The sequence below is a fragment of the Streptomyces sp. NPDC002564 genome (genome assembly GCF_042889645.1).
Classification (GTDB): Bacteria; Actinomycetota; Actinomycetes; order Streptomycetales; family Streptomycetaceae; genus Streptomyces.
In genome coordinates, this window is sequence record NZ_JBIARE010000021.1 from 38118 (window position 1) to 56849 (window position 18732).

Annotated in this window: 18 protein-coding genes; 9 read left to right on the forward strand and 9 right to left on the reverse strand. The window is 71.4% G+C overall.

Translation table 11 applies throughout. From position 1 onward, the window contains the following. Positions 1 to 2: 2 nt before the first annotated feature. On the reverse strand, positions 3 to 242 hold the full coding sequence (locus ACFYXE_RS37375) for a hypothetical protein (protein WP_389320728.1): 240 nt from the start codon (positions 240 to 242) through the stop codon (positions 3 to 5). Positions 243 to 430: 188 nt separating this feature from the next. After that, entirely contained in the window at positions 431 to 817 is a 387-nt protein-coding gene (locus tag ACFYXE_RS37380) for a DUF3099 domain-containing protein (protein ID WP_361171405.1), read from the reverse strand. Between the two features lie 225 nt (positions 818 to 1042). Between ACFYXE_RS37380 and ACFYXE_RS37385 the strand changes: the two genes are divergently transcribed. Further along, the gene (locus ACFYXE_RS37385) at positions 1043 to 1318 is read left to right on the forward strand and encodes a GlsB/YeaQ/YmgE family stress response membrane protein (RefSeq protein ID WP_361171408.1); all 276 of its coding nucleotides are present in this window, start codon (positions 1043 to 1045) and stop codon (positions 1316 to 1318) included. Between the two features lie 68 nt (positions 1319 to 1386). Here ACFYXE_RS37385 and tyrS read toward each other — a convergent pair whose 3' ends face one another. The 3 genes from tyrS to ACFYXE_RS37400 all read right to left on the reverse strand — a co-directional run bounded on the left by tyrS (position 1387) and on the right by ACFYXE_RS37400 (position 5649). After that, on the reverse strand, positions 1387 to 2655 hold the full coding sequence (gene tyrS / locus ACFYXE_RS37390; protein WP_361171411.1) for a tyrosine--tRNA ligase: 1269 nt from the start codon (positions 2653 to 2655) through the stop codon (positions 1387 to 1389). Between the two features lie 79 nt (positions 2656 to 2734). Then, positions 2735 to 4129: a metallopeptidase TldD-related protein gene (locus ACFYXE_RS37395; RefSeq protein ID WP_389320733.1), complete on the reverse strand. Its 1395-nt coding sequence runs from the start codon at positions 4127 to 4129 to the stop codon at positions 2735 to 2737. Next, positions 4126 to 5649, reverse strand: a complete 1524-nt coding sequence (locus ACFYXE_RS37400) for a TldD/PmbA family protein (protein ID WP_361171417.1) — start codon at positions 5647 to 5649, stop codon at positions 4126 to 4128. The genes ACFYXE_RS37395 and ACFYXE_RS37400 overlap by 4 nt, the downstream gene beginning before the upstream one ends. Positions 5650 to 5836: 187 nt before the next feature. On the opposite strand from ACFYXE_RS37400, the gene fabG reads away from it, so the two are divergent. The 3 genes from fabG (at position 5837) to ACFYXE_RS37415 (ending at position 7798) form a co-directional block, all read left to right on the forward strand. Next, the gene (gene fabG, locus ACFYXE_RS37405) at positions 5837 to 6556 is read left to right on the forward strand and encodes a 3-oxoacyl-[acyl-carrier-protein] reductase (protein WP_389320736.1); all 720 of its coding nucleotides are present in this window, start codon (positions 5837 to 5839) and stop codon (positions 6554 to 6556) included. Between the two features lie 5 nt (positions 6557 to 6561). Further along, positions 6562 to 7323: an enoyl-ACP reductase FabI gene (gene fabI / locus ACFYXE_RS37410; RefSeq protein WP_389320739.1), complete on the forward strand. Its 762-nt coding sequence runs from the start codon at positions 6562 to 6564 to the stop codon at positions 7321 to 7323. 151 nt (positions 7324 to 7474) lie between these two features. Then, the gene (locus ACFYXE_RS37415) at positions 7475 to 7798 is read left to right on the forward strand and encodes a hypothetical protein (protein WP_389320742.1); all 324 of its coding nucleotides are present in this window, start codon (positions 7475 to 7477) and stop codon (positions 7796 to 7798) included. Here the strand turns inward: ACFYXE_RS37415 and ACFYXE_RS37420 are convergent. Further along, positions 7782 to 8480 carry a FadR/GntR family transcriptional regulator gene (locus ACFYXE_RS37420; RefSeq protein WP_389320745.1) on the reverse strand — a complete coding sequence of 233 codons (699 nt, stop codon included), beginning with the start codon at positions 8478 to 8480 and terminating at the stop codon, positions 7782 to 7784. The genes ACFYXE_RS37415 and ACFYXE_RS37420 overlap by 17 nt on opposite strands. Before the next feature lie 119 nt (positions 8481 to 8599). Here ACFYXE_RS37420 and ACFYXE_RS37425 point away from each other — a divergent pair, with 119 nt between their 5' ends. The 4 genes from ACFYXE_RS37425 to ACFYXE_RS37440 all read left to right on the forward strand — a co-directional run bounded on the left by ACFYXE_RS37425 (position 8600) and on the right by ACFYXE_RS37440 (position 11055). After that, positions 8600 to 9904: a CynX/NimT family MFS transporter gene (locus tag ACFYXE_RS37425; RefSeq protein ID WP_389320748.1), complete on the forward strand. Its 1305-nt coding sequence runs from the start codon at positions 8600 to 8602 to the stop codon at positions 9902 to 9904. 43 nt (positions 9905 to 9947) lie between these two features. Beyond that, positions 9948 to 10064, forward strand: a complete 117-nt coding sequence (locus tag ACFYXE_RS37430) for an SGM_5486 family transporter-associated protein (protein ID WP_150166275.1) — start codon at positions 9948 to 9950, stop codon at positions 10062 to 10064. Between the two features lie 168 nt (positions 10065 to 10232). Next, complete coding sequence (locus tag ACFYXE_RS37435) at positions 10233 to 10448, forward strand: hypothetical protein (protein WP_389320753.1); 216 nt, start codon at positions 10233 to 10235, stop codon at positions 10446 to 10448. An 88-nt stretch (positions 10449 to 10536) separates the two neighbouring features. After that, a complete protein-coding gene (locus tag ACFYXE_RS37440) occupies positions 10537 to 11055 on the forward strand; it encodes a histidine phosphatase family protein (RefSeq protein ID WP_361171439.1) in 519 nt (172 codons plus the stop codon). Positions 11056 to 11138: 83 nt separating this feature from the next. Here ACFYXE_RS37440 and serB read toward each other — a convergent pair whose 3' ends face one another. Both serB and ACFYXE_RS37450 read right to left on the reverse strand, forming a co-directional pair. Beyond that, the gene (serB, locus tag ACFYXE_RS37445; protein ID WP_361171442.1) at positions 11139 to 12353 is read right to left on the reverse strand and encodes a phosphoserine phosphatase SerB; all 1215 of its coding nucleotides are present in this window, start codon (positions 12351 to 12353) and stop codon (positions 11139 to 11141) included. Between the two features lie 289 nt (positions 12354 to 12642). After that, on the reverse strand, positions 12643 to 14553 hold the full coding sequence (locus tag ACFYXE_RS37450) for a streptophobe family protein (RefSeq protein ID WP_389320793.1): 1911 nt from the start codon (positions 14551 to 14553) through the stop codon (positions 12643 to 12645). A 330-nt stretch (positions 14554 to 14883) separates the two neighbouring features. On the opposite strand from ACFYXE_RS37450, the gene ACFYXE_RS37455 reads away from it, so the two are divergent. Next, on the forward strand, positions 14884 to 17529 hold the full coding sequence (locus tag ACFYXE_RS37455) for an FHA domain-containing protein (protein ID WP_389320758.1): 2646 nt from the start codon (positions 14884 to 14886) through the stop codon (positions 17527 to 17529). A gap of 125 nt (positions 17530 to 17654) precedes the next feature. Here ACFYXE_RS37455 and ACFYXE_RS37460 read toward each other — a convergent pair whose 3' ends face one another. Continuing rightward, the gene (locus ACFYXE_RS37460; protein ID WP_389320762.1) at positions 17655 to 18371 is read right to left on the reverse strand and encodes a transglycosylase SLT domain-containing protein; all 717 of its coding nucleotides are present in this window, start codon (positions 18369 to 18371) and stop codon (positions 17655 to 17657) included. Positions 18372 to 18732: the final 361 nt, after the last annotated feature.

An 18732-nucleotide genomic window follows, 5' to 3' on the forward strand; every position in this document is an offset into this window, starting at 1 on the left:
GGTCAGGCCGGTCCCGCGTCGCCTTCGCCGGCCTCGCGGGCCCGCCACTCGGCCAGCGGCACGACGTCCTTCAACATGCCGCGCACGCCCAGGAACTGGGACAGGTGCTCACGGTGTTCCTCGCACGCGAGCCACGTCTTGCGCCGCTCCGGCGTGTGGATCTTGGGGTTGTTCCAGGCGAGGACCCAGACCGCGGCCACGCGGCAGCCCTTGGCGGAACAGATCGGGTTTTCGTCACTCACAGTCGCGTCCACACGTGCTCATCACAAGGCGACGCCGAGCAGCCACGGGGGGAGCTGCCCGGCGTCGGTCTGTCGCTCCGACGGGGGATGCGGAGCGCGTACGAAGTATGTCATGGGGGACCCGGTGGCTGGCACCGGAACTACATGATTGATCTGAGGTTTTCTTGAGCTTGGCGCAACGTCGACGGTCACCCCGGATCGGGTGAAGTGCCCCGCCGCTGGTCGTACGCGGGCCCCAGGGGATCTTCCGGGACGGATTCCGCGGCGGCGGCCGCGGCGGGCGGCGCGAGCATTGGCCGAGAAGGAGCGGGCACGAACGTCGACGGCAGCGACTTCGGCGTCTCCCGCCCGGCATTGGCGATCACGACGGAGACGTACGGCAGGAGGATGCCGAGCACCAGGGCGACGAGGGCGACGTGCCGCTCGACGTTCCACAGCACGGCCGCGGCCACCACCGACACGGTGCGGACCGACATCGAGATCACATACCGGCGCTGCCGGCCCCGCACGTCCTCCGCCAGGCCCTGCCGGGCCCCCGTGATCCGGAAGACCTGGCCGCTGCTCTGCTTCCGCATCACGCTCCACCGCCCTGTCCGCTGCGCCGGACTCTCCCTGGTGACCTGCCCCGGTCCGGCCCCTCAACGTTACGCCGCGCCTGCGCCGCCCACGAGACCGGGGCGGGCCTCACCTCCGTGCCCGCACTGCGCCGAGCCACGTATGGGTGTGCCCGACATGCGCCGTATGGCGGACGGGACGAAACTGACCGTACTGCTCATGTGGAGCCGTACGAGGAGGCAGCTATGGGCTGGTTGTGGGCGATCATCGTGGGATTCGTGCTGGGGCTGATTGCCAAGGCGATCCTCCCCGGGAAGCAGCACAGTCCCCTCTGGCTGACCACGGTGTTCGGCATCATCGGCGCCATTGTGGGCAACTCGCTCGCCGCGGCGTTCGGCATCGACGAGACCAAGGGCATCGACTGGGGGCGCCACGCCCTGCAGATCGTCGCGGCGCTGGTCATCGTCGCCATCGGTGACATGGCGTACAAGGCGATCAAGGGCAACAGACGGTCGGCCTAGACGCGCGACGAGCACGCAGGAGGGGCCGGTCCGCACGGACCGGCCCCTCCCGTTCGTCGGTGCGGCGGTCAGCCCGCCGTGACCTCGACCGCCGCCAGGTTCTTCTTGCCGCGGCGCAGCACCAGCCACCGCCCGTGCAGCAGCTCCGCGCGCTCCGGCACGGCGTCCTCGGCGGCCACCTTCACGTTGTTCACGTAGGCGCCGCCCTCCTTCACCGTGCGCCGGGCGGCGGACTTGCTCGCCACCAGGCCGACCTCGGCGAGCAGGTCCACGACCTGGCCGAGCTCGGCGACGCGGATGTGCGGCAGCTCGGAGAGCGCCGCGGCCAGCGTCGCCTCGTCCAGCTCGGCGAGGTCGCCCTGGCCGAAGAGCGCCTTGGACGCGGCGATGACCGCCGCGCACTGGTCCGCGCCGTGCACCAGCGTGGTCAGCTCCTCGGCGAGCGCGCGCTGCGCGGCCCGCGCCTGCGGACGCTCCTCGGTCTGCCGCTCGATCTCCTCCAGCTCCGCACGGGACTTGAAGGAGAGGATCCGCAGGTACGTGGAGATGTCCCGGTCGTCCGTGTTCAGCCAGAACTGGTAGAACGCGTACGGCGTCGTCATCGACGGGTCGAGCCAGACGGCGCCGCCCTCGGACTTGCCGAACTTGGTGCCGTCCGACTTGAGCATCAGCGGCGTGCCCAGCGCGTGCACCGTGGCGTCCGGCTCCAGGCGGTGGATCAGGTCGATGCCCGCCGTCAGGTTGCCCCACTGGTCGCTGCCGCCGGTCTGCAGCACGCAGCCGTACCTGCGGTAGAGCTCCAGGAAGTCCATGCCCTGCAGCAGCTGGTAGCTGAACTCCGTGTACGAGATGCCCTCCTGGGACTCCAGGCGGCGCGCCACGGAGTCCTTGGTGAGCATCTTGTTCACCCGGAAGTGCTTGCCGATGTCCCGCAGGAACTCGATCGCGGACATGCCCGCGGTCCAGTCGAGGTTGTTGACCATCGTCGCGCCGTTCTCGCCCTCGAAGGACAGGAACGGTTCGATCTGCGAGCGCAGCCGGGCCACCCAGTTCGCGACCGTCTCCGGGTCGTTCAGGGTGCGCTCGGCGGTCGGCCGCGGGTCACCGATCTGGCCCGTGGCCCCGCCCACCAGCGCCAGCGGGCGGTGCCCCGCCTGCTGGAGCCGGCGGACGGTGAGGACCTGCACCAGGTGCCCGACGTGCAGGCTGGCCGCGGTCGGGTCGAAGCCGCAATAGAACGTGACGGGACCGTCCGCGAGCGCCTTGCGCAGTGCGTCTTCATCGGTGGACAGGGCGAAGAGCCCCCGCCACTTCAGCTCGTCGACGATGTCCGTCACGGGTCTCGCGTCTCCTAGGTGTGCTTACCGGGTGCACGTCGGGTTCGTATGAAGGTGCAGCTACGTGCACGCTCCGAGGTTATACGCCCTGGCTGACCGAACTCATATTGAAATCCGGGACGCGCAGCGCGGGCATCGCGGCGCGGGTGAAGTAGTCGCCCCACTCGCGCGGCAGCGTCCGCTCGGTGCGGCCCGCCTCGGTGGCCCGGCCGAGCAGGTCCACCGGCGACTCGTTGAACCGGAAGTTGTTCACCTCGCCCACCACCTCGCCGTTCTCCACCAGGTACACGCCGTCCCTGGTCAGGCCGGTGAGCAGCAGCGTCGCCGGGTCGACCTCGCGGATGTACCAGAGGCAGGTCAGCAGTAGCCCGCGCCCGGTGGCCGCGACCATCTCGTCCAGCGAGTGGTCGCCGCCGCCGTCCAGGATCAGGTTGTCGACGGCCGGGGTCACCGGCAGACCGGTCAGGCCCGCGCTGTGCCTGCTGGTGGCCAGGTGAGCGAGCTCACCGGAGCGGATCCAGTCGGTGGCGGTCAGCGGCAGACCGTTGTCGAAGACGGACGCGTCGCCGCCCGAGGAGTGCGCGAGCACGAACGGCGCGGACTCCAGGCCCGGCTCGTGCGGGTCGCTGCGCAGGGTCAGCGGCAGCGCGGCCAGCCGCTCGCCCAGCCGCGTGGCGCCGCCCGGCTTGGAGAAGACGGTGCGCCCCTCGGCCGCGTCCCGGGCCGACGACGACCAGACCTGGTAGATCAGCAGGTCCGCGACGGCGGTCGGCGGCAGCAGCGTCTCGTACCGCCCGGCAGGCAGCTCGATGCGCCGCTCGGCCCAGCCGAGCCGCTGCGCGAGCTCCTCGTCCAGGGCGGCCGGGTCGACGTCCTTGAAGTCACGGGTGGCCCGCCCGGCCCACGCCGACTTGGTGCGGTCCGGCGACTTGGCGTTCACCTCCAGCGTGCCGTTGGGCTGGTCGTGCCGCAGCCGCAGGCCCGTGGACGTGCCCACGTAGCTGGAGACGAACTCGTGGTTCGCGAAGCCGTACAGCTCGCGCCCGCCCGCCCTGGCCCGCGCGAACGCCTCCCCGAGCGCCGGGGCGAAGTCGGCGAAGACCGCCGACGAGGTCTCGACGGGGGCCTCCGTGAAGTCGGGGGAGGCGGCCGTGCCGGTCACCAGCGGCTGGGCGTCCTCGGCCGGGCCCGCGCCGCGCGCCGCCTCCTCGGCGGCCCGCACCAGCGGTTCCAGGTCGTCCGCGGTCACCGCGGAGCGCGTCACGACGCCGGAGGCGGTGCCCTCCTTGCCGTCGACGGTGGCGATGACGGTGAGGGTGCGGCCGCGGGTGACGCCGTTGGTGGTCAGGGCGTTGCCCGCCCAGCGCAGGTTCGCCGTGGACTCCTCGTCGGCGATCACGACGCAGCCGTCGGCGGTGGACAGGTCGAGGGCGCGCTCGACGATCTCGTGCGGCTTGCTGGCGCTGCGGCTCATCGACCGGCCTCCTGCGTGGTGTTCAGAATGTTCACGCCCCGGAACAGGGCGGACGGGCAGCCGTGCGACACCGCGGCGACCTGGCCGGGCTGGGCCTTGCCGCAGTTGAACGCGCCGCCCAGGACGTACGTCTGGGGGCCGCCGACCGCGGCCATCGAGCCCCAGAAGTCGGTGGTCGTCGCCTGGTAGGCGACGTCGCGCAGCTGCCCGGCGAGCCGTCCGTTCTCGATCCGGTAGAAGCGCTGGCCGGTGAACTGGAAGTTGTAGCGCTGCATGTCGATGGACCACGACCGGTCGCCGACCACGTAGATGCCGCGGTCCACCCCCGCGATCAGGTCCTCGGTGCCGAGCCCGCCGGGGTCCGGCCGGAGCGACACGTTCGCCATGCGCTGCACCGGCACGTGGCCGGGGGAGTCGGCGTAGGCGCAGCCGTTGGAGCGCTCGAAGCCGGTGAGCCGCGCGATGCGCCGGTCCAGCTGGTAGCCGACCAGGGTGCCGTCCTTGACCAGGTCCCAGGACTGCGCGGCCACGCCCTCGTCGTCGTACCCGATGGTCGCGAGGCCGTGCTCGGCGGTCCGGTCGCCCGTCACGTTCATCAGCGAGGAGCCGTAGGCGAGCTTGCCGAGCTGGTCGAAGGTGGCGAACGAGGTGCCCGCGTACGCCGCCTCGTAGCCGAGCGCGCGGTCCAGCTCGGTGGCGTGGCCGATGGACTCGTGGATGGTCAGCCAGAGGTTCGACGGGTCGACGACCAGGTCGTACGAGCCCGCGCGGACGCTGGGCGCCCGCATCTTCTCGGCCAATTGTTCGGGGATCTGCGCGAGCTCGCCCTCCCAGTCCCAGCCGGTGCCCGTCAGGTACTCCCAGCCCCGGCCGGCCGGGGGCGCGATCGTGCGCATCGAGTCGAACTCGCCGCTCGACTCGTCGACGGCCACCGCGGTCAGCTGCGGGTGCAGGCGCACGCGCTGCTGGGTGGTCGTCGTCCCCGCCGTGTCCGCGTAGAACTTGTTCTCGTGCACGACGAGCAGCGAGGCGTCCACGTGCGCGACCCCGTCGGCGGCCAGCAGGCGCGCGCTCCAGTCGGCGAGCAGCCCCGCCTTCTCCTCGTCCGGCACCGAGAACGGATCGATCTCGTACGAGGAGACCCACGTCCGGTCCGCGTGCACCGGCTCGTCCGCGAGCTCGACCCGCTCGTTCGACCCGGCGGCCTTGATGACCTGCGCGGACAGCTTCGCCATGGCCACCGCCTGGGAGGCGACGCGGGCCGCCGCGTCCATGGTCATGTCCACTCCCGAGGCGAAGCCCCAGGTGCCGCCGTGCACCACCCGGACCGCGTACCCGAGGTCCGTGCTGTCGCTGGTGCCGGCCGGTCTGGCGTCGCGCAGCCGCCAGGAGGCGCCGCGCACCCGCTCCAGGCGGAAGTCCGCGTGGTCGGCGCCGAGCGCCCGCGCGCGGGCGAGCGCGGCGTCGGCGAGCGCCCGCAGCGGCAGCGCCGTGAAGGCTTCATCGATGGAATGAGGCACGGATGTCTCCCTGCTGTCGGCACCGGGTCAGGTCCGATCATGTCGCGCCCGACGCCCCGGGGGCCAGGGTTTTCTGTAGGGATCCGACAGGGAGTCCTCCGCGCCACTGTCGGTCGCCGATTCTCCGTATCGCGGCAGGTACCGATAGGTTTTCGAGGTACCAGACCGCTATCGAAAGGGTGATCCGTTGAGCCGCTCGGTTCTCGTCACCGGAGGAAACCGGGGCATCGGCCTCGCCATCGCCCGCGCCTTCGCCGAGGCAGGCGACAAGGTCGCGATCACCTACCGCTCGGGTGAGCCACCGCAGAGCCTCACCGACGCCGGTGTGCTCGCCGTCAGGTGCGACATCACCGATGCCGAGCAGGTGGAGCAGGCCTACAAGGAGATCGAGGACAAGCACGGCAACGTCGAGGTCCTGGTCGCCAACGCCGGCATCACCAAGGACCAGCTCCTGATGCGCATGACCGAGGAGGACTTCACGTCCGTCCTCGACACCAACCTCACCGGCACCTTCCGCGTCGTCAAGCGCGCCAACCGCGGCATGCTGCGCGCCAAGAAGGGCCGCGTCGTCCTCATCTCCTCGGTCGTCGGCCTCATGGGCGGCCCGGGGCAGGCGAACTACTCCGCCTCCAAGGCGGGTCTGGTCGGCTTCGCGCGCTCGCTCGCCCGCGAACTCGGGTCGCGCAACCTCACCTTCAACGTCGTCGCCCCCGGTTTTGTCGACACCGACATGACCAAGGTGCTCACGGACGAGCAGCGAGCGGGCATCGTCTCCCAGGTGCCGCTCGGCCGTTACGCGCAGCCCGAGGAGATCGCCGCCGCGGTGAAGTTCCTCGCGTCCGACGACGCCTCGTACATCACTGGAGCCGTCATCCCCGTTGACGGCGGATTGGGCATGGGTCACTGATCACCATGAGCGGAATTCTCGACGGCAAGAAGATCCTGATCACGGGCGTCCTGATGGAGTCCTCCATCGCGTTCCACGCGGCCAAGGTCGCGCAGGAGCAGGGCGCCGAGGTCATCCTCACCGCCTTCCCGCGGCCCACGCTCACCGAGCGCATCGCCAAGAAGCTGCCCGAGCCCGCCAAGGTCATCGAGCTCGACGTGACCAACCAGGAGCACCTCGACCGGCTCGCGGGCCTGGTCAAGGACGAGCTCGGCGGCCTCGACGGCATCGTGCACTCCATCGGCTTCGCGCCGCAGGGCGCCTTCAACTTCCTGGAGGCGACCTTCGAGGACGTCTCGACGGCGATGCACGTCTCGGCGTTCTCCCTGAAGTCGCTCACCATGGCGTGCCGCCCGCTGATGCCGAACGGCGGCTCCGTCGTGGGGCTGACCTTCGACGCGCAGTTCGCCTGGCCGAAGTACGACTGGATGGGCCCGGCCAAGGCCGCCCTGGAGGCCACCAGCCGCTACCTCGCCCGTGACCTGGGCAAGGAGAACATCCGCTGCAACATGATCTCCGCGGGCCCGATCGGCTCCATGGCGGCCAAGTCCATCCCGGGCTTCGCCGACCTCGCGGACATCTGGAACACCCGCTCCCCGCTGGACTGGGACATGGCCGACCCGGAGCCCGCGGGCCGCGGCATCGTCGCCCTGCTCTCGGACTTCTTCCCGAAGACCACCGGCGAGATCATCCACGTCGACGGCGGCGTGCACATGATGGGTGCCTGACCAGGCACTTCGCCGCACAGGCGGTACGTGTTCGAGGCCCCGTCCCCCGCAGCGCGCGGGAGGCGGGGCCTCACCCGTTCGGCCCCCCGGCCGGGCGGTGCGGGGCCAGTGCCGCGCACTCTGAAGTGTGCGTCCTACCGGTGCGGTCCTCGTGGCTCTCGCTCTCGTGACCGTCGCGCCGAGCGCCGCGCCGCGGGCCGAGCCCTCCGCGCGCGCCACGGCGGACGGGCGGCGCGAGGCGCCCCGGCCCTTCGGCGCGGAGTGCCGGACCGGCGTCGCGGGACCGGACGTCTTCGCGTACTGCCACAACCCCTATCCCGAGACCGACCGGATCCGGCTCCACGTGGAGTGCGACCGGTGGTGGGACATCGACACCGACTCCCGCCCGGTCGAGGCGGGGCCCGCGCAGACCGTGCGCCTCAGCGGACGGTGCTGGAAAGAGGTCCGCGCGGTCTGGGTCACCCACCAGAAGTGACGGCCGAGGCGAACCGCTCCGGGCGGCACAGGAACGGATAGCCCGCGGCCTCCGTGGCGGCCGCCTCCGCGTCGCCCGCGCGGATCGCGTCGACGAGACGGGTGTGGTCCATGTGCGCCTCCGGGGTCAGCTCCTCGCCGATGTCCTCGCGCAGCCAGTCCCGCAGTACCTCGCCGAGGTCGGCGTACAGCGCCGTCATGACGTCGTTGTGCGAGGCGGCGACGACGGCCATGTGGAAGGTCGCGTCGGCCGTCACGAAGGCCTCCGCGTCCCCGGACGCCCACGTCTCCTCACGGCGCGCCAGCAGGACGTCGAGCTGCTTCAGGTCGCGCTCGGTGCGGCGCTCGGCGGCGAGCTTGGCGGCGCTGGACTCCAGCGTGCTGCGCAGCTCGGCGATGTGCCGCGGGTCGGCGTCGGCGAACCGGCGCTGCATCACGCCCGCCAGCTCACTGGTGGCGACCACATAGGTGCCCGAGCCCTGCCGGATGTCGAGCAGGCCGTTGTGCGCGAGGGCGCGCACGGCCTCCCGCACCGTGTTCCGCGCCACCCCCAGCTGCTCGACCAGCTCGGGCTCGGTGGGGATGCGGGAGCCGACCGGCCACTCGCCCGAGGAGATCTGGTTGCGCAGCTCGGAGATGACCTGCTCGGAGAGCGCCGAACGGCGAGGGGTGGTCAGCGGCATGACGTTCCTTCGTACGTGGCCAGGGGCGTGACGGGAGCGGTGTGGCGGGAGCAGTGACGGGAGCAGTGTGACGCGATCGGATTGGACAGCCAATCATCCCATGATTCTATGATGGCTCCATGGCTAGTGAGGAAACCCAGACGATGACGCCGACAGCGACGCCCCCGGCACCCACCGGGACCACCGAGAAACAGGCCCCCACGCGCGCGTGGGCGACGCGCCTCGTCATCGTCGGCATCGTCCTCGCGGCCATGAACCTGCGCCCCGCCATCACCAGCCTCGGCGCCCTCCTCGAAGAGGTGCGCGACGGCCTGGGCATGAGCGGCAGCCTCGCGGGCCTGCTCACCTCCGTGCCGCCGCTCTGCTTCGCGATCTTCGGCGTGATGGCGCCGCGCCTCGCGAAGCGCTTCGGGCCCGGCGCGGTCGTCTGCGTCGGCATGGCCGCCATCGCCTCCGGCCTGGTCGTCCGGCCCTTCATCGGCGGCACCGCGGGCTTCCTCGCCGCCACCGCCCTCGCCCTCGCGGGCATCGCGGTCAGCAACGTCCTGATGCCGGTCATCGTCAAGCGCTGGTTCCCCGACCGGGTCGGCTCGATGACCGGCCTCTACTCGATGGCGCTCGCCCTCGGCACCTCCCTCGCCGCGGCCCTCACGGTCCCCATGACCGACGCGCTCGGCGGACGCTGGCAGACCGGCCTCGCGGTGTGGGCGGCGCTCGCCGTCGCCGCCGTCGTGCCGTGGATCCCGCTCGTCCGCGAGCGCGGCACGCCCGGCACCGACGCCCCGGAGCACGTCAGCCCCGCCGTGCGCCAGGAGGACGCGGGCCTGCGCATCACCCACAGCCGCACCGCCTGGGCGCTCGCCGTCTTCTTCGGCCTGCAGGCCACGGCCGCCTACATCACGATGGGCTGGATGCCGCAGATCTTCCGCGACGCCGGCGTCCCCGCGGGCCAGGCGGGCGTCCTGCTCGCCGTCACGATGGCCATGGGCGTGCCGCTGGCCTTCGTCATCCCGCGCGTCGCCACCCGCCTCACCCACCAGGGCCCCGTCGTCATCGTCCTGGGCGCCTGCGGCCTCGCCGGGTACGCGGGCCTCTACCTCGCCCCCGCGGGCGGCGCCTGGGCCTGGGCCCTGCTGCTCGGCGTCTCCAACTGCGCCTTCCCGCTCGCCCTCACGATGGTCGGCATGCGCGCCAAGAGCAGCGTCGGCGTCGCCAAGCTGTCCGCCTTCGCGCAGAGCACCGGCTACCTGATCTCCATCCCCGGGCCGCTCCTGGTGGGCGTGCTCTACCAGCACAGCGGCGGCTGGGGCCTGCCGATCGCGCTCATGGCGGGCCTGATGGTGCCGCAGATCCTCATCGGCACCCTGGCGGGCCGCAACCGCACGGTCGAGGACGAGGTCGCCGCGCGGGCCGCGGCGGCCTGACCCCGGCGCACGGAGGGCGGGCAAAGGGTGCGAGACTGGCCGTATGCCCGTCCTCGACCCGAACCCCCAGAACGGCCAGAAGAAGTTGCTCATCGTGCTCGGCTCGATGCTGGCCATCACCGTGATCATCGGCATCATCGCCTCCATCGCCTCGCCGTGAACCGGCCCCCGGCGGGGCGATGGTGGGGCTAGCACCCCCATCCCCTAGGGGGCCAGTGTCAGGGTCAAGTGGGTGGATCTCCGGATGGGTTGGGGGCCGCCGATCGCCTAATTTCGAGTTGTGCCCGCGACCACGCGGCGCGGACCACTCGAAGACCACGGAGGCGGCATGTCGGCCCGACCGCACACCCGGCGCGACCCCGCGGAATCGGGCAGCGTCGAGATCCAGCTCCCGTGGTGGGCCATGGCCCTGCCCGCCGTGGCCTTCGCGGCCCTGCTCCTGCTGATCCTGAACCCCGTGGACGCCCACGCGGCCACCAGCGAGCCCGTCGTGACCCACCTCCTGGAGCGCATCAGGACGCTGGTCCTGTGGGCGGCCCCGTGAGCCCCGCGCCCCCGCCGCCGTCACCCCTGCCGGGGGACCGCGCCAACTCTCTGCGCCCCGTGGCGCGTTTCATGCGAAGCTGGGAAGCATGAGCGTCGCAGAACCCCGCAGGATCGTCCTCTTCCGGCATGCGAAGGCCGACTGGCCGCAGGTTTCCGACCACGAGCGGCCGCTCGCCGAGCGAGGCCGCCGGGACGCCCCCGTCGCCGGACGCAAGCTGGCGGACAGTGGCATCGCCTTCGACCAGGCCCTCTGTTCCACCGCGGCCCGGACCCGCGAGACATGGAAGCTCGCCGTCCAGGAGCTCCCGCAGCGGCCCAAGACCGTCTACGAGGAGCGGCTGTACGAGGCCTCTCCCGGCGAGCTGATCGCCGTGCTCAACGAAACCCCGGACGACGTGCGGAACCTCGTCCTGATCGGCCACAACCCCGGAGTCCAGGGCCTGGCCGACGTCCTCGGGGGCGACTCCGAGGGCGACGCCAGGGAGCGGCTGAACCGCCGGGGCTTCCCGACCGCGGCCTTCGCCGTCCTGACGTACACCGGCTCCTGGAAGGCGCTGGAGCCCGGCGTGGCGACCCTCGTCGACTACTGGGCGCCCTCCGAGTAGCCCTCTCCCACCCGTCGTGCAAGGGCCCGGCACCACGAGGGTGCCGGGCCCTTTGTCGCGTACGCGACGGGAGAGGGGAGCCGTCAGTCGGTGTGGGTGTCCGCCGCCTCGACCTCTTCACGGGTGATCCCGAGGAGATAGAGGACGGTGTCGAGGAAGGGGACGTTCACCGCGGTGTGCGCGGCCTCGCGGACCACGGGCTTGGCGTTGAACGCGACCCCGAGACCCGCCGCGTTCAGCATGTCGAGGTCGTTGGCACCGTCGCCGATCGCGACCGTCTGCTCCAGCGGGACACCCGCCTCCGCGGCGAATCGGCGCAGCAGCCGCGCCTTGCCCGCCCGGTCGACGATCTCGCCCGTCACCCTGCCGGTGAGCTTCCCGTCGACGATCTCCAGGGTGTTGGCCTGGGCGAAGTCGAGGCCGAGACGTTCCTTCAGATCATCGGTGACCTGGGTGAACCCGCCCGAGACGACGCCCACTTGGTAGCCCAGACGCTTCAGGGTGCGGATGAGGGTGCGGGCACCCGGCGTCAGCCGCACCTCCGCGCGCACCTTGTCGACGACCGACGCGTCCAGGCCCGCGAGGAGCGCCACGCGCGCGTGCAGCGACTGCTCGAAGTCCAGCTCGCCGCGCATCGCGGCCGCCGTCACCTCGGCCACCTTGTCCTCGCAGCCGGCGTGCGCGGCGAAGAGCTCGATCACCTCGTCCTGGATGAGCGTCGAGTCGACGTCCATCACGACCAGGCGCTGCGCCCGGCGGTGCAGGCCCGCCGCGACGACCGCGACGTCCACGCCGAGCTTCGTGGCCGCTATGGCCAGCGCGGTGCGCAGCGTCTCGGTCTCGGTGCCGGACACCGCGAACTCGACGGCGGTCACCGGGTACTTGGCGAGCCGGAAGATACGGTCGATGTTGCCGCCGGTCGCGGTGATGCGCGCGGCGATCTCAGCGGTCGACTCGGAGGTCAGGGGGTGGCCGAGCACGGTGACGAGCGAACGCCCGACGCCGCGCGGCCGGTTGTCGCCGATGCCGGACAGGATCTCGGCCTGCATCTTCATGGACTCCGCCCAGCTGTGGACGGTGGCGCGCAGATCGCCCTCCAGGCCGGCGGGCGGCTCGGTCACGAGCGCGCACAGCACGATGCGGCCGCGGGTGACGACCTGCTCGATGTCGACGACGTCGACGGAGTAGGCGGCGAGGGTGTCGAAGAGGCCGGCGGTGATGCCGGGGCGGTCCTTGCCGAAGATCTTGACGAGGAGCGTCGGGATGTCGGCGGGCTGAGGGGGCTGCGAAGCACTCATGGTGATCCCTACGGTATCCGTCTGGCTCCGGGGCGCGTTCCGGCGGTCCGCGTGCCGGACAGAGGGTTCCCGGGTGGCCGTCCCGAGCTCACCCATTCCCCCACTTCGCGGCGATTCGGCCTGCGTACCCTTCCGCCGTCCGCCTGTCTTCCGGCCTCCGGCCTGTTTTCCGCCCCCGGCCGGTCTTCCGGCTTGGCTTCCGGTCTCCTGCCTCCGGCTTGGCTTCCGCCTTCCCGCCCCCCGCCTCCCCCCTCCGTCCACCACCCGTTCGCCCTCGCGCCGCCCTTCCTCAGTTAGGGCCGCCCCGCCTGCGCGGGGGCGGAGGGCCCGTGTCCGGGGGAGGCGGGGGCGGCGGTGGGGGAGGAGGCCAGTCGGCCGAGCGGGAGCGGGGGCGCCTCGGAGCGCGGGGCGGAACCGTCGGGCCCACCACCGTCGGCGCACCGGAGGTGTCCGGGGGCGGAGCGGACGAGGAGCGGCCGGGCGGGGGAGCCGAACCCGGCGGCGTACCGGGACCCGAACCCCGCCGCGTACCGGAAGCCGCACCTGGTGGCGTACCTGGACCCGCGCCTGGTGGCGTACCGGGACCTGAACCCGGTGGCGTACCGGGACCCGTACCTGTCGGCGTACCGGGACCCGAACCCGGCCCCGTACCGGAAGCGCGTGTCGGGTCTCCGTGCAGCGGGCGCAGGTACGGGTTCGTGTCGGGGTTCGGCGGCCGGTGCGGGGTGCTGGGCCGGTACGGGCTCGCCCCCGCTCCCGGGACCGCCGCGTGCTCCGCGGCCGGCGCCCCGCCCACCGCACCTGGCAGGGCGAGCGGCGACGCCCGCCCGCCCGCCGCCCCCGTCGCGACCGCGAGCAGCGCCCCCACCACTCCCGCCCCGAACCCCCACGCCGCCCCGAGCACCGCCGCCGCCCCCAGCCGTCCGTGCAACTCGACCCCCGCGCCGAACGCGTCGAAGCCGAGCACGGAGAGCGAGGCGTCGGCGGACACCTCCGTCAGCCACGCGAGCAGCACGAGCGCGAGCGCCGTCACCACCGCGAGCCGCAGCCCGCACCGCCCCGCGAAGCCCGTCGCGGACACCGTGTCCCGTGCCCGGGGCGTCCGGACCGCCGTCAGCACCCCGGCGAACAGCATCGTCACCGCCGCCGCGACCCCCAACAGCCAGACCCTGCCGTCGAGTTCGGCGAGCCGCCCGAGCGTGAGCGCCTTGTCGTCCGGCCCGGTCAGGAGGTCGTCCACCGGGTCCGGCAGGAACTGCCTCAGCGCACCCGTCGCACTGCCGTCCCACGGCACGAAGAGGCCGACGGGAAGCGCGAGCCACACCCCGTTCGGCGCCCCGAGCAGCGCGGCACCCGCGATCCGCCGCGGGTGGTCGTCGCCGACCATCGCGTACGCCGCCGCGGCCAGGCCCGCGCAGACCGCGACCAGCACCACCGTGACCAGCGCGGAGACGGCGGGCCGCACCACCCGGTGCAGTCCGCCGAGGGCGCGCGGCAGCGGGGTGCGCCGCGAGGCGAGCAGCGCGATGAGCAGGACCCCGACCACCCAGCACGCGCCACCGAGCAGGGTCGGCACCGTGTCCACGGTGAAGCCGACCGAGGCCTTCGCCTTCGCCAGGTCGCCGAGCCGGTCCGGCAGCAGCCCGCCGATGTCGCCGATGCCGCCGGGCAGCTTGTCACCGATGCCGCCCGGCAGTTCGTCGAGCCCCTTGTCGATGCCCTTGTCGATGCCGAGCTGCTCGCCGTCGATCGTGATCACGTCGTGCCCCGCCCAGGCGAGCCCCGCGAGCATCGCGAGGAAGAGGGCGACCACCGCGGCCGCGCGCGCGGCGAGTTCGGCGGGCCGGACGACGAGCCCCGCGCCGCGCAGGGAGCGCAGGAAGAAGTGGGCGAGGAGCAGCGCCCCCACCAGGCCGACGCCGAGTGGCGCGATATCGATCGTCGTGGTGGCCTCGGCGCCGTCCAGACCGAACGCCGAGACGTCGCCGGACGGGGTGACCGAACCCCCCGCGCCGAGGGCGACGGCCGCCGCCGTCATCGGCCCGAGCGAGCCCGCCGCGTCCGCGTCGAGCAGGTGCAGGGCGAGCGCGGCCGTCCCCGCCATGCCGACCAGCGACCAACTCACGGCGGCGATCGCGGAAAGCAGCACATCGCCCCAGCGCACGCCCCGGCCTTCACTTTTGTGCTCACCGGCCGCCATGAGGACCCCCGAACCGCAGTGCACCGAACCATCACCACGCCGCACGCGTTCCACGCGTTTCACACGACTCATGTGCCTAGTGGCAACGATGAGCGTCCTGGGCGAAATGCGCCCAATGCGCATGATCCGTATGCACTGATGGGTGCTTACCACTCTCCGGTGCGTTTTCTGCCCCGTCAACGGTCCGACCCGTCACGCCGGTACGCAGTCTTCACAAGGCCCGACTTTCGGTCAGAGCCCTCCTCCTGAAATAGTTCCTCCCGATGTTCGACATCCCTAGACTCCCCACCAATGGGGGCTAGCTCGGGGGACAACTCAGTGGGGCATGGAGTGCCGGAACTCGTACTGGAATTGAATGGCAGGACCTGGACGCTCGACCCGTCCAGGCCGTACACCCTCGGACGTGATCCGCAGGGGGATATCTCGCTCGACGACGCCAGGGTCTCCTGGCGGCACGCGACGATCAGCTGGAGCGGCCGCAGTTGGGTCATCGAGGACCACGGCAGCACCAACGGCACCTTCGTGCAGGGCCAGCGGATCCATCAGATGGAGATCGGTCCCGGCTCGGCCGTGCACCTGGGCAACGCGACCGACGGCCCGCGGGTGAACGTGTCCGGCAGTGCGGCGGGCGCCTCCGCGGCCGCCGTCTCCGCACCGCAGCAGCACGCCCAGCAGGCCGCGCCGCAGCACGCCCAACAGCAGGCCGCGCCCCAGCAGCACCAGCAGGAGGCGCCCGGCTGGGCAGGACAGGCCCCTCAGCAGCACCAGCAGGCGCCCCAGCAGCAGGCTCCGTACCAGCCTCAGCAGCAGGGCTGGCCGCAACAGCAGCCGCAGCAGCACCAACAGCCGCAGCAGCACCAGCAGCACCAGCCGCACGTGCCCCAGCAGCAGGGCGGCCCGTCCGAGCAGTACGCGCAGAAGACCCCCGGGTCCGGCGGTGCCGCGGGGGCCCCGCCGGTCTACGGCGACCGCAGCCCCACGACGTTCCACCAGCTGGCACTGGGCCGCAAGATGCGCATCGGCCGTGCGCTCGAGAACGAGCTGGTCGTCTCCGACCTGCAGGTCTCGCGCCACCACGCCGAGTTCACGGCGACGCCCGACGGCCGCTTCGAGCTGCACGACCTCGGCTCGCACAACGGCACGTACGTCAACGGCCAGCCGATCGCGAAGTCCTCGACCGTCCTGATCGGCCCGAACGACATCGTCGGCGTCGGCCACTCGACGTTCCGCATCGTCGGCGGGCAGCTCGAGGAGTTCGTCGACACCGGTGACGTCTCCTTCTCGGCCCGTCACCTCACCGTCACGGTCGACGGCGGCAAGCAGATCCTCAAGGACGTCTCCTTCGGCGTCCCGGAGAAGTCGCTCATCGCGGTCATCGGCCCCTCCGGTTCCGGCAAGTCCACCCTGCTCAAGGCGCTCACCGGCTACCGGCCCGCCAACCAGGGCGACGTCCTGTACGACAACAGGAACCTGTACAAGCAGTTCGCCGAGCTGCGGCAGCGCATCGGTCTGGTCCCGCAGGACGACATCCTGCACAAGGAGCTGACCGTCAAGAAGGCCCTCAAGTACGCGGCCAAGCTGCGCTTCCCCGCGGACACCACGGAGGCCGAGCGCGAGTCCCGCATAGACGAGGTCCTGCGCGAGCTGAAGCTGGACATCCACAAGGAGAAGAAGGTCACCTCCCTCTCCGGCGGCCAGCGCAAGCGCGTCTCGGTGGCCCTGGAGCTCCTGACCAAGCCCTCGCTGATCTTCCTGGACGAGCCGACCTCCGGCCTCGACCCGGGCATGGACCGCGACGTCATGCAGCTCCTGCGCGGCCTCGCCGACGACGGCCGCACGGTCCTCGTCGTGACGCACTCCGTCGCCGAGCTGGCGATCTGCGACAAGCTCCTGGTGATGGCGCCGGGCGGTTCGGTGGCGTACTTCGGCCCGCCGGAGGAAGCCCTCAACTTCTTCGGCTACAGCACCTGGGCCGACGTCTTCTCCGCCTTCGAGAACTACCGCGACTACGACTGGGCGGGCCGCTGGAAGGGCTCGCAGCACTACCAGATGTACGCCGCGGACATCGACGCGGTCGCCGCGCAGTCCGTACCCATGCCACCGCACCAGGCGGTGCGGCCACCGAAGCCGCAGGGCTGGGGTTCACAGCTGTGGACCCTGATCCGCCGCTACGTCTCGGTGATCGCCTCCGACAAGGGCTTCATGGGCCTGATGGTGATCCTGCCCGCGGTGCTCGGCATCGTCAGTGTCGTGATCCCGGCCGACTTCGGCCTCGCGCCACCGAAACCGCCGGTCAAGTTCAACGGCGACGCCGGCACGATCATGCTGATCCTCGCGGTCGGCATGTGCTTCTCCGGCGCCGCCAACTCCGTCCGTGAGCTGATCAAGGAACGGGTCATCTACGAACGGGAGCGGGCGACCGGCCTGTCCCGCTCGGCGTACCTGATGTCGAAGGTCATCGTCCTCGGCGTCATCACGGCCATCCAGGGCGTCATCCTCTGCGGCATCGGCTTCGCCACGCGCGACATGCCGGAAGAGGGCCTGATCATGCCCCCGGCCGTCGAGATCTGCCTGGTCGTCATCGCCCTGGGCTTCACCTCGATGATGTTCGGCCTGGTCATCTCCTCGCTGGTGAAGACCGCGGAGAAGACCATGCCGCTCCTGGTGATGTTCGCGATCGTCCAGGTCGTCTTCACCGGCGTGCTCTTCCAGATCTACGGTTCGCCGGGCCTGGAGCAGTTCGCCTGGCTGATGCCCTCCCGCTGGGCCATCGCCGGCGCCGGTTCCACGCTCGACCTGGCGCACCTCATGCCGCCGTGGGACCCCAAGAAGCCGGGCGACCTGGACCCGCTGTGGGAGCACTCGGCGGGCCAGTGGAGCCTGAACATCACCGTGCTGCTCGTGCTCGGCGTCATCTGCGGCCTCGTGGTCGCGCGACTGCTGCGCCGCCACGAGCCGGAGGTCATGCGCAAGTGACCGCGGTGCCTCCGGGCACGCGCGTGGACACACGAGAAGGGCGGCACCCCGCACGGGGTGCCGCCCTTCGGCGTCTGCGGGCCTCGTCCTCGGCTGAAGAGGTCCATTGATCAGGCGATCAAGGCTCAGTAGGCGCCGTTCACGTTGTCCATCGAGCCGTACTTGTCGGCCGCGTAGTTGGCCGCCGCGGTGATGTTGGCGACCGGGTCGTAGATGTTCGTCGAGGTGCCGTCGACGTGGTACGCGTTGAACGTCGGCTGGATGACCTGGAGCAGGCCGATCGACGGGGTGCCGTTCTGGGCGTTGACGTCCCAGCCGTTCATGGCGTTCGGGTTGCCCGTGGACTCGCGCATGATGTTGCGGTGCAGGCCCTCGTACGAACCGGGGATGCCCTTGGACTTCATGATGTCCAGGGACTGGCGGATCCAGCCGTCGAGGTTGTTGGCGTAGACGGGCTTGCGGGCGGCGGCGCGGCTCGCGGCCTCCTGCGCCTTGCGCTCGTCCTCGGCCTTCTTCTTCGCGGCGGCCTCGTCGGCTGCCTTCCTGGCCTCGTCGGCCTTCCTCTTGTCCTCGGCCGCCTTGGCCGCGGCGTCCTTGGCCTGCTTGTCGGCGTTGGACTGCTGCTTGGCGACGCCGGCGTGGACGGCCTGCTGCGTACCGGCGGGCGCGGCGAAGGCCACGGGGGAGACGTCGGCGGCGGCCTGGGTGGTGGCCTCGGAGTTGCCCGGCACGAGGGAGAACGCGAGAGCGGCGGCACCGAGCGTGGCGACACCGGCGATCGAGAACTTCTGGGTCCTGGTCACGGTGGAGCGACTATGACCAGGGGTGCTGTGCTTGGACATGCGAGTGGGACCTCTTCGGATAGCGGAGGTCGCTCTGGTCCGGCGGGGACAGGTGCTTCTCCGGCAAAACGCCGCGGTGGTGAGACCGCGGCGCCGAGCGACGGGAGCAATTCTTAGCGGCAGCAAAAATCTGTGGCAAAGGTGTGACGTACGATCCCGGGTAGTGGATCGGGGGGTGCGCGGCGGCCGCTCGTGGCCGTGCACCCCCGCGCACAGGGGGATGTCCCCTCCACTAGGGACGTTCGTACGTGATGTGCGTCCTATGCGCGGGCTCACATCGAACGCGTAACAGTCTCACCGGGAGTTGCCCCAGCAACGCTCACGGTGAGCAAACTCCTCCGGGAGGAGGAGATGGACGTCG

What these genes read in the sequence shown, in the direction of transcription:
- ACFYXE_RS37440 (WP_361171439.1), top strand. Translation starts at nt 10,537, where the DNA reads ATGAGCGTCGCAGAACCCCGCAGGATCGTCCTCTTCCGGCATGCGAAG.
- fabI (WP_389320739.1), top strand. Translation starts at nt 6,562, where the DNA reads ATGAGCGGAATTCTCGACGGCAAGAAGATCCTGATCACGGGCGTCCTG.
- ACFYXE_RS37435 (WP_389320753.1), top strand. Translation starts at nt 10,233, where the DNA reads ATGTCGGCCCGACCGCACACCCGGCGCGACCCCGCGGAATCGGGCAGC.
- serB (WP_361171442.1), bottom strand. Translation starts at nt 12,353, where the DNA reads ATGAGTGCTTCGCAGCCCCCTCAGCCCGCCGACATCCCGACGCTCCTC.
- ACFYXE_RS37450 (WP_389320793.1), bottom strand. Translation starts at nt 14,553, where the DNA reads ATGGCGGCCGGTGAGCACAAAAGTGAAGGCCGGGGCGTGCGCTGGGGC.
- ACFYXE_RS37380 (WP_361171405.1), bottom strand. Translation starts at nt 817, where the DNA reads ATGCGGAAGCAGAGCAGCGGCCAGGTCTTCCGGATCACGGGGGCCCGG.
- ACFYXE_RS37395 (WP_389320733.1), bottom strand. Translation starts at nt 4,129, where the DNA reads ATGAGCCGCAGCGCCAGCAAGCCGCACGAGATCGTCGAGCGCGCCCTC.
- ACFYXE_RS37420 (WP_389320745.1), bottom strand. Translation starts at nt 8,480, where the DNA reads ATGCCGCTGACCACCCCTCGCCGTTCGGCGCTCTCCGAGCAGGTCATC.
- ACFYXE_RS37460 (WP_389320762.1), bottom strand. Translation starts at nt 18,371, where the DNA reads ATGTCCAAGCACAGCACCCCTGGTCATAGTCGCTCCACCGTGACCAGG.
- ACFYXE_RS37430 (WP_150166275.1), top strand. Translation starts at nt 9,948, where the DNA reads ATGCCCGTCCTCGACCCGAACCCCCAGAACGGCCAGAAGAAGTTGCTC.
- ACFYXE_RS37425 (WP_389320748.1), top strand. Translation starts at nt 8,600, where the DNA reads ATGGCTAGTGAGGAAACCCAGACGATGACGCCGACAGCGACGCCCCCG.
- ACFYXE_RS37385 (WP_361171408.1), top strand. Translation starts at nt 1,043, where the DNA reads ATGGGCTGGTTGTGGGCGATCATCGTGGGATTCGTGCTGGGGCTGATT.